The organism is Terriglobales bacterium (assembly GCA_035487355.1).
In the GTDB taxonomy this organism is placed as follows: domain Bacteria; phylum Acidobacteriota; class Terriglobia; order Terriglobales; family Acidobacteriaceae; genus QIAW01.
This window is the reverse complement of sequence record DATHMF010000105.1, coordinates 29,069-45,030: the sequence shown is the minus strand read 5'-3', so window position 1 is coordinate 45,030 and position 15,962 is coordinate 29,069. Positions and strand designations below refer to the sequence as shown.

Genomic DNA, 15,962 nt, shown 5'->3' with positions numbered 1-15,962 from the left:
GGAATTCCAGCCCCGGAAGGGGCGGCAGAATGTAGCCCAGGGCGTAAGCCCTGGGTAAGCGGATAAAAAATCACTTCCGCTCTGCCGAAGGCAGGCGCGTGGCGTAGCGAAGCGCTCATAAAAAAGAACTCTCGCGGGAATACTCATGCCGAGCTCCCCGAATCAGCTTTCCCCGCCCCGCGCGGCGAAAGCTTCAGCCAGTCTTTTTGATAGGCATACGAGATGCCGAGCAGCACAACCCCCAAACCGATGAAGCTCAGGATGCGGTATCCGCGGTCGAGTTCCGACGAGTCATAAATAAGGACCTTGGCGATGGTAAACGCAATCAGCACCAGCGCCTGCCAGCGCACAAACGCGGACCGCTTCCAGAATCCGGTCACCATCAGCCCCGCGCCCACCACCAGCCAGATCACGGAGAAGCTGAAGCGTTCGGCAATCTCGAGCCGCGAATAGATTTCTGGGTTATTGGGGTTGTAAATGTCCACCTGCGCGTACTGGCGGCCAAAGTAATCATGCGCTTCCAGCGTCAAACCAACCAGGATGAGCACGCTCAATACGATACCCGACAGCCGGATCGCCCATGTTCCTGTTCTGGGCACAGACTTGCCGGTCTCGGCAGAGACGGTCTCGCGGCTCCCCAGAATGATGATTCCGCCCAGCACCGCAATCGCGATCGCATACGTGGCAAAGCGCGCATTGAAGACCAATCGTGCCGCCATCTCCGAGCTGTCGAAGACGAACACGCGGAAAATAGCCAGCACCAGCGTCGTGATCGCCAGGTAACGCAGCACGGCGGTCTTGGTTTGCTCTGAAATCCATAACAGCACCGCCGATTCAATCAGCCAGCCGATGGTGATCCAATGCGCATTGAGTCTGAGCGGGATGGCAATCGTGATAAACGCAATGGCAATCGCAACGTGCAGCAGGGCCACGACCTTGCGCGTATCTTTTTCCGCAAAGCGCCGCATGAATACGTTGCTGATGGCCAGGTAGACCGCCGCCAGTCCCAGGGCGAACCAGGTGAGCTTCGTCTTCTCGTCTTCGTACATGCCGTAGAGCGCAAGAAAGAACCCGGCGGCATTGAAGAAAGGCAGCAAGGTTAGTGTGATGGAAGGTCCAGGAAACTTACTGGAGCGGTAGTACGGCGTGACCAACGGGATGGCGGCAAAGATCGCGGCAAAGATCGCCGTAAACAATACCGTGATCGAGCGCTGGCTGATCGAGTAATACTGCTCGCCCCAGCCCGCATAAAGAATGATGGTTCCAATAAAACCGCCCCACAGCAGCCGTCGCCAGGGCTTGAGGACGGCGAGCGCCAGCACTCCCAGATCAAGAATGGCGACATAAGTGAACAGAACAATTTCTTCGTTATGGTGCGTGGAAACCAGCAACGGGCTGAGGAACCCGCCAATCAGCGCATACAAAGCCAGGATCTGTGCATCCTGGGCAAATGCCATGACAGCTGTGGCTGCCGTAACCACAATCATGGCCGCGAATGCGACTTCCACCGGTATCAGAGGCGGATCGAACTGGCGTGCTCCCCACAGCGATAAATACAGTATCCCGATCCCGACGGCTTTGAGGGAATATGAAAAAAATGCCTGTTTTTTGCGGCGGAAGAGTTCGCTCCATAGCACAACCGAGATGCCGAGGATCAGCCCAATGGCAACTCGGCCTGCCGGCCCAATCCAGTTGTTATCGAAGGCATATTTTAGGAAGTAAGAGACGCCGCCCAGGATGGCAATAATGCCAATCCAGTTAAGCCATAGCTTGCCGATCTTCGATTCCAGGCTGGCTTTGTCGACGGTGCCTGCGTTCACTTGCGCAAAGGAAGGCGGAGTTACCGCTGGTCCCGAAGTGGGAAGCGGCGCAGAAGCTGCCGGTACTGCTGTCGAAGGCTGAACCATCGGCGCAGCCACTGCCGGCTGCGGAGCCTCGGCAGCAATCCCCAGTCTTTGCTCTAACCGGAAAATCCGCGTCGTAAGTGACGCCACCTGCGCTCGCAGCGCATCCATCTCATCTTGGGTGGGAGCCATGAGGGTTAACACTACCCCATTTATTCCCCTTGAGCAAAGGTTTTTAGCTGTTTCGCGGGTTCGGGAGCGTGACCTTTTGGCTTACACATTTCGGCGCTACTTCACGCCCTTGGCCGCGAACTTACCCGACTTGACCCAGAGCCAGTCGCCTCCGTCGGAGAGTTTTTCAGGGTTCTTAACTACGAACAGCAGTGTGGTCTGCGGCCCGAAGCACTGCCGGTAGATGAGCGCCGAGCTGTCGCCACCCTTACCGAAATAAATATCCACGTTGAAGTGCGGCGGGGTGTTCTCGACGCGAAGAACGCCATTGCGCAATTGCCCTGTGACCTCGTGCAGGCCTCCTCCTGAAAACGTAGCGCGTCCGTCAGCGCCCAATCCGGTAGAGTAGCTGGCCGGGTGATCGAGGTCCACCTGTGTATCCAGCGCGACTTGAAATCCGCTGGTCATGGGCTCCATGGTGTCGGCACGAAGAATTCTGAACAAGACCGTACACGAACTCTGCGACGGCGGAGGCATGATGGCATTCGAAAAGTCTTCCGCATGGCCACCGGTTTCTGCCGCAATACGCTCTGCCTCAGTCGGCACACGCGGAGCGGCCGCAGCCTGAGCGCAGGCTGCGGGCAGAACGAACACTGAAGCCGGTGGCTTGGCGAAGCTGAGCTGCTTCACTTCGAGAATCGTCTGCGGCTGGCCGCTGATCCCGGTCATCTGCCCCTTGATGATGAGACCGTATTTTTCATCCACCCAAAGTTTCGCCTGGTTGTCAGGAACAGCGACTTCCAGAATTTTGGTCGCGATTCCGTTGAGCGTCTCCGTACCTATTTCTTTTGGTTGCCGTTTAGCCATATCGGCATTCATCGCAGCGGAAGCAGCGAACGGGTCGCCCCAATCCCCCGAGAAAGTGCCCCCTCCGCAGAGAGCGGAAGCATCCATCAAATTCCAGGTATAGTTCTGCTGGGTGTGCAAATCGTACAGGGTGCGCGTGTGAACCCCTTTGGGACTTCCCTCCCGCGGGCCGTAGCTCTGATCAACCACGGCCTTGGAGCCGTCACGATAGATTTGCATGGTTATATCGAAGCCCATCATCGAATTGGTCTCCGTTATCGAGTACGTCTCCGGCGCTTTGGGATATTGCGCCCACAACGCCGGCACTGCGAAACCCGCCAGCAATATCAAACTCACAAACCACAACACAATTCGTCGCTTCGCCATCCTGGCTCCTTCACCGGCAGCGAGCTGCCCGGCAGTTTCATTTTGGCCTTGAATGGCTGGCAGTATATCAAAATGATTTGATATTCGATCACCCGCTGTTATGGCACACAGATGGGGTTTCAGGGTGTTTCGGCGAGCGTGTAATCGAACTCATACGAATGGTTTCCGTCGGTGATCTTGATCATCATCGTGCCTGTAAGCCCCACGAGCTGGCCGGTGCCTGAATCCGGTACCACGGTGACACTCAGTTGCGGCTCCCCGCGCGTCATGACGCCGCGGTGCTGGAGCACGAATGTGCCGCTGCGGCCATGCAGCGTTCCGCTGACCTGCTCCATCGCCACGTAACCGGCCGAGCCTTTGACGCTCCCCATGGCGCTCAGCATCTCGCCCTTGCTGGTCGCTTCCAGGTCGCCGTGAAACTGTTTATCAATGGACATCCTGCCGAGCGATGCTTCATACGCCGTCTGCGGGTTCAACTTTACTTCGAACGTTCCACTTGCATGGGTTGTCATGATCATCCCCTTCTGGTTTTTACTCAAAGTTTGTAAATTGGTTTGTGCATATGCCAATGAGACAAAGCCAAGGCCAAACCAGATAATCGCGATGACTCTAGCTCCGCCGGGTAATCTGTGTTTCATACTTGCTTCGTGATGCTTCATAAATATCACTCTCTTGAGACAAGATAACGATGGATCGCCGCCAAGTATTGTAAAAACGCGACCCGCGGGCCAAATCTGCTTCAATATTCTGACGTGAGACAATATCCGGAACTGGATCAGCTAACGTGGCATCACGCATCGCTCAAACCTACGGACTCAAACCAAGAGGCGTACTTAACCTTGGCGCAGACGAAAAGAGGTTCCGCTACTTCCGGCGCCTTCCGTCAGCCGATCTGGGTGTGTTCATCGAGCATTTTTGGATGGTCAGTTGGGACCTGCGCGGCGTTGCTCCCTACGATGCGCAGACCGTTTCTCATCCCTCGGTTCAGCTCGGGCTGAGAAAAGGAAACTCGCGGATTTACGGTGTCGTAAAAGGCAGGTCGTCGCACGTTCTTGAAGGTCTGGGCGAAATCTTCGGCGTGAAATTCAGGCCGGGAGGGTTCTATCCTTTCCTGAAGTCGCCGCTCTCCCGATTGACCAACCGCTCCATCCCTCTCAATGATGTCTTCGGCTCGAGTGCTCAGGAGTTCGAGCAATCCGTGCTCAGCTTCGAAGATGGCGACATGAGAGTCAATGCTGCAGAAAATTTTCTCCGCCGGCGAGTGCCGGAGCGCGACGAAACCGCGGTGCTCGCCGGCCAGATTGTGGATGAAATATGTATCAATCGCGAGGTCATGACCGTAGAGCATGTCGTCGCCCACTTCCATCTCGGCAAGAGAATGCTGCAGCGGATGTTTGATCAGTATGTCGGTGTAGCGCCCAAGTGGGTGATCAGGGTCTACCGCATTCACGAAATCGTCGAACGGCTAAATTCGGGGAAAGATGTGGATTTCGCCGCCCTGTCGCAAGACCTTGGCTATTTCGACCAGGCACACTTTGTAAAGGACTTCAAATCAATTGTCGGCCACACTCCCACCGGATATCTCCGGCAACTTCCCAAGCGACCGTAGCTATCTAGAAGCTGTTGGCTTTGTTGTCATCCTTAAAACATGTCACTTTTTATAAGGTGTCATCCTGAGCCGTAGGCGAAGGACCTCCGATGGAGATTGAAACCACCCGCGGGCTTAAATCGGACCAACGAGGATTTTTTACTCTACGTAAGGAGATTTGGAAATCTCTGCGCTTCGGGGTCTCTGTGGTTAAAACCGAGCTCCCGGCGGAATCCCCGCGGGCTCACGCCAAACTCCGTACGAAAGGCCCGATTAAAATTTGATACATCGCCGAAGCCGCAATCGAAAGCGATATCGAGAATCTTTCCCGGCTCCGCCGCCAGCCGCGTTGCCGCCTCCCGCAGGCGCGCACGCCGAACGTATTGATGCGGTGTCAAGCCTGTCAGGCGTTCAAACGTACGCAGAAAGTGATACGGGCTCAACCCTGCTTCTCGCGCCAGGCTTCCGACCTCGAGCCCGGAATCCGGATGTCGCTCAATCATCCGCACACTTCGTGTCACCCGAGCCACCGTACTCGGTGGAGCGTCGTTCGTATCGGAGAAATGATTGTCACCCTTCGCGAGCTGTACCGTCTGCGCCGCCAGGTGCAGACTAAGTTCCTCCCACGGTACGTCGCACCCATCCAAGCCGGCGCAGGCCCGCGCCACCAGCGGCGACAATACACGCAACGGCGGCAGGCGAAGCACACGGAATTTCGCGTGAGCGCCGCGGCCTCCGGCATCGGCCACGAGACGCTCGAAATAATCTGGGGCGTAAGAAAACGAAAGACAGCGGTCTCCCGCGCCATGTTCATGGCTGCACTCGAAACATTCGCCGGCGTTGCCCAGCAAAAGCGAAGCCGGGGTCATCAACTCGCGTCCCGGCCCGAATCGGGATTGGCCTCGGTACTGAAAGCTGCCCGCCAAAACAATGACGATGGAAACGCGTGAGTGCTGCTCTTCAAAAGAGCGATCTTGCGGACCTGATGTACACATTACATCCACCACGCTCCAGCCGTTGCCCTGGGCCAGCACGCGCTGCGTCAAATCGCCCCGGGTTCCGTTCACGGCTCGCCGTGCCACAGCCTGCTCTAATTCGACCGCAATTTTTGCCAAGAATCCGTCTCCCGTGCCGCCGTATAACACTTCTAGCATACCGGAAGAAAGTAATCTTTTGGTTGCGTAAAGCGATCTCTTGTCCGGAGGATTATGGTCGTGCGCTCACTCACAGTTGTTGTTTTTGTCGCGCTGGTCTTTGCTTCCGTTGCTGCGCAGAGCAGCTTCCCGGCATTGCTGGCGGAAAAACCGGCGCCTGAACATCAAGACAAACTGATGCTATTTGGCCAATTTGTGGGGTCATGGATCTTTGATGGCGTCGAGTACCGCGACGACGGCAGCCGTCGCACCGACAAAGGCGAAATTTACTTTCATTGGGTGCTTCAGGGAAGGGCGATTCAAGACGTGTTTCTGGAAACTGAGCGGAGTGATTCAGATCCCAAGATCTACGGCAGTACGGTGCGGTTCTACGATCCCAAGAGTGACTCATGGCGGGTTACGTATATTGATCCGATTTTTGGTGTTGTTCGTACACTGACAGGACGAAAGATCGGAACTGAGATCGTCATGCAAGGAGAGCTATCCGATGGCTCGCCCATTCGCTGGATCTTTTCTGACATCCAGCCGAGCTCCTTCCACTGGTACGCAGAGAAACTTACCGGGAAAAAATGGCGTACCTATGAAGAGCTATGGGCCCATCGCGTCTGAACACGATGGCGCGCCGTTTGGAAGTGCCCGCACCATATTGCGGAAATCAACTGAATTCTTTTTGACTCCAGGAGGTCGAACCATGACAACAATTGAAGCCCTAAAAAAAGAAGAGGGTTTTCATGCTGTATTAGCGGCTCCCGGCCGCTCACCCGAAATCCTCGAATCCGCCGATGCCTACGGATGGCTGATCGGTAGCTGGGAACTCGACATCCTCCACTACGGCGTTGACGTTTCCGCGCGCCACCTTAAAGGCGAGGTCCATTTCGCATGGGTGCTCGAAGGCCGCGCCGTGCAGGATGTCTGGATCATGCCGCCGCGTTTCGAGCGCACCGGGCCGCCAGACAAGACCTGCAACATGTACGGCACGACGCTGCGCGTCTGGGACGCATCACTTCAAGCCTGGCGTGTGACTTGGATCAACGGTGTAACCGGGAACCGCGACGAGCTGATCGGCCGCTGGAGCGGCAAAGACGTCGTGCAGATCGGCACTCACGCCAACGGCACGCCCATCCGCTGGATCTTCAGCGAGATCACGCCCAACTCGTTCCGTTGGACGGGAGAAGCGCTGCAACCCGATGGCACCACCTGGAAGCTCGAAGGCGAGTTCTGCGCTAGGCGCCTGCGTTCGTAGCGCAAATAAAAAAATACATCCGCTCTAAAGATCATCTAAAACGAAAACTACGCTTAAAGGAGCAACAACCATGCCCAACGACAAATCTCTACGCGAACATCTGCTCTATCTGCTCAATGATGGTGGAGCGCACCTGAATCTTGACGCGGCGGTCAAAGATTTCCCGGCGGCTCTTCGCGGCCAAAGGCCGAAGGGCGCTGAGCACTCGCCCTGGGAGGTGCTCGAACACCTGTGCATCACCCAGTGGGATATCCTCGAGTTTACCCGCAACCCCAAGCATAAATCTCCCGAATTCCCAAAAGGGTATTGGCCGGGCACGCCAACTCCTCCGAACGACAAAGCCTGGGAGAAGAGCGTCAACGCCTTTCGCGCCGACCTGAAAGCCATGGCCGATCTGGCAGCGAACGAATCCACAGATTTGTTCGCCAAAATCCCACACGGTGACGGACAAACCGTGTTGCGTGAGGTGCTGCTCCTCGCGGATCACAACGCTTATCACTTGGGAGAATTTGTATTATTGCGGCGTCTGCTTGGTGCCTGGCAATGATCAGGCCCTGTCCCGTCTCCCTTTGCAGTTTAGACCTTGTCACTACACGGCTGGCTCAGTGCACATATTGTTTCGCCTTGTGCACCAAACCTCGGAGAATTCGTTCCGAGATGCTGCCAAAGGGCCGGTCGGTCGTCAGATAAGTCCAGGTTGCTCCCCGTTGCGAAGCATCAAAGCCGCCGGCTTGAGTTTTCGCCAGGCGTTTCGGCGTCTCTTCCTCGATCTGCGGTTCAAGTTGTTGATACAAAGAATCGACAGTCTTCAGGTATTCATGAAGCGGGTCGCGTCCGCCCCATGAGACCCAATGGATGCTTGAGCGCAACTCTGTAAGGGCTTCCAGATACTCCGCCCAGAGATCGTCGATGGTGGTCAGTCTTACCAATCTCTCCGTTTCCGAAAAACAGGGGAGAGCGCCGGTGAGAAGGTCCTGGCGGCGGCTTTGAATTGCCAGCCGCTGCCCTTCAATGACAGACTCATACTTCTCCAGGAACCGTCGAATTTCCAGGTTCTGGCCCTCCATCCGCCGCTGAATGTGGTCCACATCATTCAGCGCCAGCGGATCATCAATGCCGAAGCGCACCAGCAGGTCGTCTTGCAAAGAGATAAAAAAGCGAGAGCTGCCGGGATCACCCTGTCGCCCCGCCCGCCCACGCAGTTGGTTGTCGATCCGGCGGCTTTCATGCCGGTTGGTGCCAATGACGTGAAGGCCGCCAAGTTCCGCCACACCGCGCCCCAGTTTGATGTCAGTACCGCGTCCTGCCATATTTGTGGAGATCGTTACTGCATCCAGTTCGCCCGCGCGCGCGATAATCGTAGCCTCCTGTTCTTCGTTGCGCGCATTCAGGACCTGGTGCTCGATCCCCTCGAGCTGCAGGCGGCGGCTGAGCCGTTCCGATTCTTCTACGCTGCTTGTCCCCACCAGCACCGGCTGCCCGGTCTGATGTACGCGCCCGGCCTCTTGTATCACAGCGTCTTCTTTGGCTTGCTTGGTCGGAAATATTACATCCGGATGATCGCTGCGAATCACGGGACGATTGGTAGGGATTACCTCGACCGCAAGATTATAGATTGCGCGAAACTCCTCCACTTGTGTGGCGGCCGTGCCCGTCATTCCGCATACCTGAGGATACAGCGCCACCAGGTTTTGCAAAGTAATCGAACCTAGAATTCCGCCCTGTTTCTTGAGGGCCACACCTTCTTTGGCTTCAATCGCGCTGTGTAGGCCGGCGGGCCAGCGGCGGTCTTGAATGATGCGTCCCTTAAATTCGTCGACGGATTTAATCGTGCCGTCTTTCACCAGGTAGTCCATGTCGCGATGAAGCAGCGCGTGCGCATGAATGGAATCCTGAATCGCTGAAAGCAGGTTGAGGTTCTCTTCAGCGAACAGATTGTCGCAGCCGAACTCCGCTTCCGCAGCCCGAATCCCCTCGTTGGTCAGGGCAACATTCCTTGCGTATTCATCCGTCGTGTAATGAACAAGGGACCGGAACTGGCGGGTCAGGCGGTCCACCCGGTAAGGAAGGCTTTCGGCGTTTGCTTCCCCGCCTGCGATCACCAGGGGAATGCGCGCCTCATCGATCAAGATGGAATCAGCTTCATCAATGACCGCCGCTGTAAAGCCTCGGTGTACCTGCTCCCCGGGATATAGCGCCATCTGGTCGCGCAGATAATCGAAACCAACTTCATTGGCCGTGGCATAAGTGATGTCACAGTGATAGGCCCGCTTGCGCTCTTCCGTGCTCATGTCTCTTTGGATGTAGCCCACGGAAAAGCCAAAGAATTCGTAGATTCCTCCCATCCACTTGGCATCGCGCCGGGCCAGGTAATCGTTCACCGTCATCACGTGAACGCCCTCTCGCTGCTTGGCATACCAGACCACGGCCGGCGCCGCCGCCAGGGTCTTACCCTCCCCTGTCTGCATCTCCGCAATCTTGCCCTCGGTCAGGGCCAGCGCGCCTTGCAGTTGCACATCGAACATCTCCAGTCCCAGAATGCGCGAAGCCACGACCGCGGCGGCCGCAATGATTTCCATCTTGCCGGTCGCGCCGCGCGCGTACGCCCGCAACTGCTCGTCGCTTTGTTGGGCCAGGTTGGAGCGGATCGAGTTGATCCGTTGAATATTGAATTGCGTGGAAGCTCGCTTTGCAAAAAGTGAACGCAGAAACTGGCGCATGGCCGTCCTCCTTACTATTCCGGTGATTTTGTTAATTTCAGTTTGTCGCTGGAATGAGAGGCGGGGCACGTTGCTGCCGGGTTGTGCCGGCGAACTCGACCGCCAGGGAGGGCAGTGGAGAAAAGTTTGCTTCCGCATAGCGGGGGAAACGCGCGACTTCAGTTCGCAGCTTGACTGGCTGCTGCGTGCGGGCTTCCGCCAGGCAAGCAATGGTGCAAACGTCGGTTTCGCTTTTCGCATAGGCGAACTGAGACGGCAGCGCGAAGAACGAGATCACTGCGGTCAAAACGCCTATGGTTGTTCGGCGAATCACTTGGTCAGTATCGCACGGCCGGGGCTTGATGAGAACGGATTTTCAAGATTGAGCCGTTTCAATCGTTGAAGTCAGTTTGGATGGCCCGCTACCGGGCGGCTCTTGGCGTCTTGAATGATCGCAGCGTAATCGTGCATGAATGGTTCTGCCAGCTTGCTTTCAAAGAGTACTGCGAGATTCCAGATTGCCCTGCGTTCGGCTCCATCTCGGATAGGTATGGCGGCTTCCTCTTTGATGTTAGCGAGCAACTCAAAGAGAACGAGAGCCTCCTCTTTTTTCAGAGTGAGAGTCACATCGTTTGCGAACAAATCATCGAATCTATTCATGTCATCGCTCCTAGGCTGAGTGCTGATCGCTTTTCTCTACCGGAACTCCACCTCTTTTTTCAGAGTGAGAGTCACATCGTTTGCGAACAAATCATCGAATCTATTCATGTCATCGCTCCTAGGCTGAGTGCTGATCGCTTTTCTCTACCGGAACTCCACCTCGATCCGCGTGCGGGTCACCTTGCCCTTGAGCCGGACCACTAATTTCTGAGTCCCCTTATTGGGATCTTCTATCGTCAGCAGAGGAGTGGTAGAAACCGTCTCAAAGACCGCACCTTTGGGCGAGACGATCTCGGCCTGCAGCGCGGTATTTCCTTTTTCCAGTCGGGCGTGGTTGTGGTCAATCGTCACCTGCGCATCGGTGACCATGCCCCACAAGGCTTCCACGGGGTGAGGTGCCTCAATCTCGTCGCGCACCGTTACAGTGTTCTGCGGCGTAAGCTCGACGGTGCGCACGAATTTCGTGACCTTCCCCGGATAGGCTTCTGCCAAATCAATGGTCGCTACTCCGTTCTTCATAGTCATAGGGGCCTTGGCTTTCGCGTCCTGGTTCTCGCCGTCAATCAACACCGTGTTGTGTGATTCCGTGCGCAAGCGATAGTACGTGTACCGCTGCTTGCCGAAATATCCGGGCATGTTGTAATCATCGCTGCCCAGGTCGAGCCCCCAGCGCACGCCGCGTGCATCGAGCACGAAGCTGCCCAGGTCGAGGTGGCTGTGGTTGGCCTGATTGTCACCGCCCTTGACGCCGATCCAGAAAGCATCCGGTGACTCCCAACCGCTGCGCAGAAAAGCTACGTTGACGCCTGCAAACATTCTGCGCCGCGTCCAGTGCGCCGCGTCCGGGCTTCGCCCTACTGTCTGATACCAAACCAGGTCGAGAGCTTGCGGCTTGTCACCCGCAGTCAGATGCCGCAATTCGTCCCACGCGAAGACCGGCTCCGAAAACCGGTGCGCAAGCCAGAACATTTCAGGCGCGGTACCCGCGGGCGAGTGCGCGTCTGCGTAGTTGAAGGTGCCGCCCGGGCCCTGGAAATAGAGACGAAAATCGCCGGCATGCTCGAAGCCGGGGAGTGATGAGAGCCCAAAATCGGTGCCCAGCGCGCTCTCGAGTCCCGCCAGGTAGTAGACGTTGTACGACGTAGCATACTGCCAGTAGCCGGGGCCCTCAGCCCATCCGCCTTCAGGTGCGTAGGACGCCATGGCGAGCTGGATAGATTCCACCGACTGCTTCACGATGTACTCCGCGCGCTCCGGGTCTTCATCGGCGATTGCCAATGCGCCCAGCGTGATACCGCCATTGCACACCTGGTTCCAGTTGTGCACGACTACGGTCCACCAGTTGTGGTGCTGATAGATCTTGATGGCCTCGTCCAGTCCTTTTTCTGTGATGGCCCGGCGAAACAGGGCGCGGTCTTCGGCGCTGAGGTCCTGATAGAGCCAGTCGTAGCCGATGGCGAGTGCATGGGTCATCTCGGCCACGTCGAGAAAATGCGATGGGTTCCAATCTGGGAACGCTGCGGCGGCGCGCAGCTCTTTTACCGTGCGGTTCAGGTACTTAGTTTCACCGCTGATACGATATACCAGCGCCAGTGTGTAGACGCGCTCCAGGCACAGGCGGCTCTGGTCGAGCAGCCGCGGGCCAATCAAACGATGCACCACGGTCGGCTGGTCGAGCATCTGGTCGGCCTGATGCTTGAGGTCGGCATAGAGCTTTGCTGCGAATGCATCTTTGCGTACTAGTTCGCGCAGGCGGGCGAAATCGGCATCGGTGGCAATGATTCTCGGATGCGGCCGCAGTGTCGCCAGCGGATGCTCGGGCGTAGATATGGACGCGGCAAAGCTACAGGTGACTAGGGCAAGAACCACACAAATTCGGAGCATAAGTCATTAGGTTTACCACAAATCTAACCGCTGAGGGCGCTAAGGAAGCGCAGAGGAAAAGCGTTGGAAGTGGCATTGCGTAAAAATCAGCGTTGATCTGCGGCGGGTCTTGCCTTTGCTTTTCTCCGTGCCGCTGTGTCTATGTGGTAAAAACTAAAGCTTCGTTGCGGTAAAAACTAAAACCTGGTTCGGCGCGTACTCTATCTGAAACGATGCGCGGGCCCTTGTAACAATCTTGTAGCAATTACCGTAATCAGCTATAACCATAGCACTCAGCAAGACCGGCTCAGGAGAGTTCACCAGCACTTCCACTTTGCATGCTGAAAACAGGCACACAATTAGGGCCTTACAACATCATCGGGATGATTGGCAGCGGAGGTATGGGTGAGGTCTACCGCGCGCGCGACACCCGGCTCAGCCGTGATGTAGCCATCAAAGTGATGCCTGCCGCCATGGCAGAAGATGCTGAGCGGCTGCACCGCTTCGAACAGGAAGCCAAATCCATCGGGATGCTCAACCATCCCAACATTCTTGCCGTTTTTGATTTTGGCCTGTTTGAGGGTGCGCCCTACATTGTCACCGAGCTGCTCGAAGGGCAATCCTTGCGCGATCTTCTGCGGAGTGGCCGGCCGCCTTATCGCAAGACCGTGGAATATGCCATTCAGATCGCCAGTGGCCTGGCTGCTGCGCATGAAAAAGGAATCGTGCACCGCGACCTGAAACCGGAAAATATTTACATCACCAAAGATGGACGCGCCAAGATCCTCGATTTCGGTATCGCCAAGCTAACCAAACCTGAACTATTAGAAGAAACCCGGCTCTACGATTCCAACATGGCTACGATGGCTGGAGTGGTGATGGGCACGCCCGGCTACATGTCTCCGGAACAAATCAGGGGCAAGAGTGCGGAACCCAGCTCTGATATTTTCGCCTTCGGAACAATTTTGTATGAAATGCTCTGCGGCAACCGCGCTTTTAGCGGAGAAACCATCACCGATATCAACGCCGCGATCTTAAGAGACGACCCACCGGAAATCTCACAGACTGATCCCACCATTCCTCCCGGTTTGGAACAAATCGTGCGGCATTGTCTGGAAAAGAGCCCGGACGAACGCTTCCACTCCGCGCATGATCTGGCTTTTGCCCTGCGAGGACTTTCGGGGACCTCCACCCAGGCCCGAATGGCGCAGCAGGATACCGCCATCCGCTTCGCCCGCTGGAAGCTGCCGCTCTATGCCGGTCTTCTTGCCGTCATTGCGGTTGTCTTCGGTCTCTGGCTGGGCAAGCGTTTGAGTTATTCGCTGCCGCCCTCATTTCAGCAACTGACATTTCGCCGCGGTTCCATTCCCTTTGCGCGTTTCACTCCCGATGGCAACACGGTCATCTACGGCGCAAAATTAAATGGAGAAGACCTGGCCATCTTCACCACCCGGCCGGGCAGCCTGGAATCGCGTTCCTTGGAGATTCCCAAAGCAGAAATTCTTTCCATTTCGTCTACTGAGAACATGGCGATCTTGTTGCCCGATGAAAATAACACGCTGGCCGAGGTTCCCTTGTCGGGTGGTGCGCCCCGAAAAAGGGAAGCCAACATCCAGTTTGCCGATTGGACGCCCGATGGCAGCAGCATGGCCGTGGTTCGCGATGCCGGCGTAAAAAACCAGTTGGAGTTTCCCGTCGGCAAGGTGTTGTATTCCACCGCAGGCTATGTCACCAACCCGCGTTTTTCTCCGGATGGAAAGCTGATCGCTTTCATAGATCATCCTAGCCATCGCGATGACAGCGGATCCGTCGTCATCATGGATTTATCCGGAAAGCGGACGGTATTATCCAGCGACTGGGCCAGCGCCCTGGGCCTTGCCTGGTCGCCCACGGGAGATGAAATCTGGTTTACCGCGTCGAAAACCGGCAATGACCGGCAATTGTGGGCGGTTGATCTTTCCCAGCATCAGCGCATTCTGCTCAGCACACCCGACATTCTTACCCTGCAGGATATTTCTCACGGCAGGGTCCTGCTGGCCGAAGACGACGTACATGCTGAAGTGATCGGAATGCTCTCGGGCAGTCAAAAAGAGCATGATTTTTCCTGGCTTGACCTTTCCACCGCAACTGACCTGTCAACCGATGGCACCATGCTATTGATGAATGAATCCGGGGAAGCAGGAGGCAAGAACGCCGCCACTTATCTAAGCAAATCTGACGGCTCCGTTCCCGTTCAGCTTGGAGAAGGCCAGGCCGCCGCCCTCTCTCCCGATGGAAATTGGGCGCTGTCTTTCATGGCGGGCTCCCCTCCTAAATTACTCGTACAGTCAACCGGTGTCGGTCAGCCGAAAGAGATCGTTAACGATGAAATAAGCTCTTATCAGTTTGCTTCATGGCTTCCCGATGACAAGCACTTCATCTTTGCCGGCAATGCAACCGATCATGCTGCCCGGCTCTATGTGCAGGATGTTGATGGCGGCAAACCTCGCCCGATAACGCCCGAAGGCATTGACGTCTCCGATATTGGAGGCGGATTTACGGTCTCGCCCGACGGCAAATCCGTAGCCCTCATGGGCGCCCACGACGATATTTTCATTTATCCCATCGAAGGCGGCACGCCCCAGAAATTGACGGGAAATACACCCGGCGACGTACCCATTCAATGGAGCGCCGACGGCCACGCTCTTTTTCTTTACCGTGAAGGCGACCGCCAGTTCCAGATCTACCGCCACGACATCGCCACCGGCAAAGGCACTTTATATAAAGAACTGAAACCGTCGGATTTGGCGGGCATTAATAACATGAATTCCGTTCTCCTGACGCCCGATGGCAAATCGTATGCCTACAGCTATCAACGTACCCTCTCGCATCTTTTCATCGTTGATGGCGTGAAATAGCGCCCTTCCTATTTCCCTTCATCCATCGCATGGTTCGCCAGCCTGTCCGCTTCGCGGTTGAACTCGCGTCGCACGTGCTCAATGCGAAACGATTCCAGCTTGCGTATCAACGCCTGGGCTTTGTCATACAATTCGCGCAGCTCCGGGCTTTTGACCTTGTAAACGCCGGTGATCTGTCTGACCATCAACTCCGAATCGCTGAAGACCTTCAGCGCCTTGTAACCTTGCTCTACCGCAAACTCCAGCGCCGCAACCAGCCCGGAATATTCGGCAAAATTATTGGTCTGGATCCCGAGGTAACGGCTTAGCTCAGCGATCTTTTTCCCCGAGGCGTCTTTGAAAACTACCCCGTAGCCGGCCAGCCCCGGATTTCCGCGTGCACCGCCGTCAATGTTCACGGTTACCACAGGCAATTTGGAAGAAGGTTCGCTGCTCTTAAAAAGCGCCGATTGAGAGGTGGTTTTAGGACGAGGGGCCATGAGCTTCAATCTTATTGCATTTTTATAATGAATGCAGGCTTAGAGAAGAATGATGCTTCGAACGCCTCCGATTTGGCCCCTGAGCATTTCCAGCGCTTTATACTAGCTGCATGACTTTAGAGGTCGAATCT

14 protein-coding genes are annotated in these 15,962 nt (G+C 56.0%); 5 read left to right on the top strand and 9 right to left on the bottom strand.

Features of this window, described 5'->3' with window-relative positions; translation table 11 throughout:
- Positions 1-143: 143 nt before the first annotated feature.
- From VK738_19240 to VK738_19230, 3 genes are all read right to left on the bottom strand, one after another.
- Entirely contained in the window at positions 144-2,036 is a 1,893-nt protein-coding gene (locus VK738_19240) for a DUF2339 domain-containing protein (GenBank protein HTD24796.1), read from the bottom strand.
- A gap of 96 nt (positions 2,037-2,132) precedes the next feature.
- On the bottom strand, positions 2,133-3,248 hold the full coding sequence (locus tag VK738_19235; GenBank protein HTD24795.1) for a hypothetical protein: 1,116 nt from the start codon (positions 3,246-3,248) through the stop codon (positions 2,133-2,135).
- Between the two features lie 119 nt (positions 3,249-3,367).
- On the bottom strand, positions 3,368-3,760 hold the full coding sequence (locus VK738_19230) for a DUF3224 domain-containing protein (GenBank protein HTD24794.1): 393 nt from the start codon (positions 3,758-3,760) through the stop codon (positions 3,368-3,370).
- A gap of 272 nt (positions 3,761-4,032) precedes the next feature.
- Here VK738_19230 and VK738_19225 point away from each other — a divergent pair, with 272 nt between their 5' ends.
- The gene (locus tag VK738_19225) at positions 4,033-4,857 is read left to right on the top strand and encodes a helix-turn-helix domain-containing protein (protein ID HTD24793.1); all 825 of its coding nucleotides are present in this window, start codon (positions 4,033-4,035) and stop codon (positions 4,855-4,857) included.
- 143 nt (positions 4,858-5,000) lie between these two features.
- On the opposite strand, the gene VK738_19220 is transcribed toward VK738_19225, so the two are convergent.
- Positions 5,001-5,951: an AraC family transcriptional regulator gene (locus tag VK738_19220; protein ID HTD24792.1), complete on the bottom strand. Its 951-nt coding sequence runs from the start codon at positions 5,949-5,951 to the stop codon at positions 5,001-5,003.
- A gap of 99 nt (positions 5,952-6,050) precedes the next feature.
- Here VK738_19220 and VK738_19215 point away from each other — a divergent pair, with 99 nt between their 5' ends.
- From VK738_19215 to VK738_19205, 3 genes are all read left to right on the top strand, one after another.
- Positions 6,051-6,599 carry a hypothetical protein gene (locus tag VK738_19215; protein HTD24791.1) on the top strand — a complete coding sequence of 183 codons (549 nt, stop codon included), beginning with the start codon at positions 6,051-6,053 and terminating at the stop codon, positions 6,597-6,599.
- Positions 6,600-6,681: 82 nt separating this feature from the next.
- On the top strand, positions 6,682-7,233 hold the full coding sequence (locus VK738_19210; protein ID HTD24790.1) for a hypothetical protein: 552 nt from the start codon (positions 6,682-6,684) through the stop codon (positions 7,231-7,233).
- Positions 7,234-7,303: 70 nt separating this feature from the next.
- Positions 7,304-7,780 (top strand): DinB family protein, encoded by a 477-nt coding sequence (locus VK738_19205; protein HTD24789.1) that lies wholly within the window; start codon positions 7,304-7,306, stop codon positions 7,778-7,780.
- A 55-nt stretch (positions 7,781-7,835) separates the two neighbouring features.
- On the opposite strand, the gene VK738_19200 is transcribed toward VK738_19205, so the two are convergent.
- The 4 genes from VK738_19200 to VK738_19185 form a co-directional block, all read right to left on the bottom strand.
- Entirely contained in the window at positions 7,836-9,953 is a 2,118-nt protein-coding gene (locus VK738_19200; protein ID HTD24788.1) for a hypothetical protein, read from the bottom strand.
- A 37-nt stretch (positions 9,954-9,990) separates the two neighbouring features.
- Positions 9,991-10,266, bottom strand: a complete 276-nt coding sequence (locus VK738_19195; protein HTD24787.1) for a hypothetical protein — start codon at positions 10,264-10,266, stop codon at positions 9,991-9,993.
- A 71-nt stretch (positions 10,267-10,337) separates the two neighbouring features.
- On the bottom strand, positions 10,338-10,592 hold the full coding sequence (locus VK738_19190; GenBank protein HTD24786.1) for a hypothetical protein: 255 nt from the start codon (positions 10,590-10,592) through the stop codon (positions 10,338-10,340).
- Positions 10,593-10,736: 144 nt separating this feature from the next.
- Positions 10,737-12,476 (bottom strand): heparinase II/III family protein, encoded by a 1,740-nt coding sequence (locus VK738_19185; protein ID HTD24785.1) that lies wholly within the window; start codon positions 12,474-12,476, stop codon positions 10,737-10,739.
- A 317-nt stretch (positions 12,477-12,793) separates the two neighbouring features.
- Between VK738_19185 and VK738_19180 the strand changes: the two genes are divergently transcribed.
- Positions 12,794-15,352, top strand: a complete 2,559-nt coding sequence (locus VK738_19180; protein ID HTD24784.1) for a protein kinase — start codon at positions 12,794-12,796, stop codon at positions 15,350-15,352.
- Positions 15,353-15,360: 8 nt separating this feature from the next.
- Here VK738_19180 and VK738_19175 read toward each other — a convergent pair whose 3' ends face one another.
- A complete protein-coding gene (locus VK738_19175; GenBank protein ID HTD24783.1) occupies positions 15,361-15,831 on the bottom strand; it encodes a ribonuclease HI family protein in 471 nt (156 codons plus the stop codon).
- Positions 15,832-15,962: the final 131 nt, after the last annotated feature.

Coding starts and splice junctions, on each gene's coding strand:
- VK738_19235 (HTD24795.1), bottom strand. CDS start 3,248: ATGGCGAAGCGACGAATTGTGTTGTGGTTTGTGAGTTTGATATTGCTG.
- VK738_19200 (HTD24788.1), bottom strand. CDS start 9,953: ATGCGCCAGTTTCTGCGTTCACTTTTTGCAAAGCGAGCTTCCACGCAA.
- VK738_19230 (HTD24794.1), bottom strand. CDS start 3,760: ATGACAACCCATGCAAGTGGAACGTTCGAAGTAAAGTTGAACCCGCAG.
- VK738_19210 (HTD24790.1), top strand. CDS start 6,682: ATGACAACAATTGAAGCCCTAAAAAAAGAAGAGGGTTTTCATGCTGTA.
- VK738_19190 (HTD24786.1), bottom strand. CDS start 10,592: ATGAATAGATTCGATGATTTGTTCGCAAACGATGTGACTCTCACTCTG.
- VK738_19180 (HTD24784.1), top strand. CDS start 12,794: ATGCTGAAAACAGGCACACAATTAGGGCCTTACAACATCATCGGGATG.
- VK738_19185 (HTD24785.1), bottom strand. CDS start 12,476: ATGCTCCGAATTTGTGTGGTTCTTGCCCTAGTCACCTGTAGCTTTGCC.
- VK738_19175 (HTD24783.1), bottom strand. CDS start 15,831: ATGGCCCCTCGTCCTAAAACCACCTCTCAATCGGCGCTTTTTAAGAGC.
- VK738_19205 (HTD24789.1), top strand. CDS start 7,304: ATGCCCAACGACAAATCTCTACGCGAACATCTGCTCTATCTGCTCAAT.
- VK738_19240 (HTD24796.1), bottom strand. CDS start 2,036: ATGGCTCCCACCCAAGATGAGATGGATGCGCTGCGAGCGCAGGTGGCG.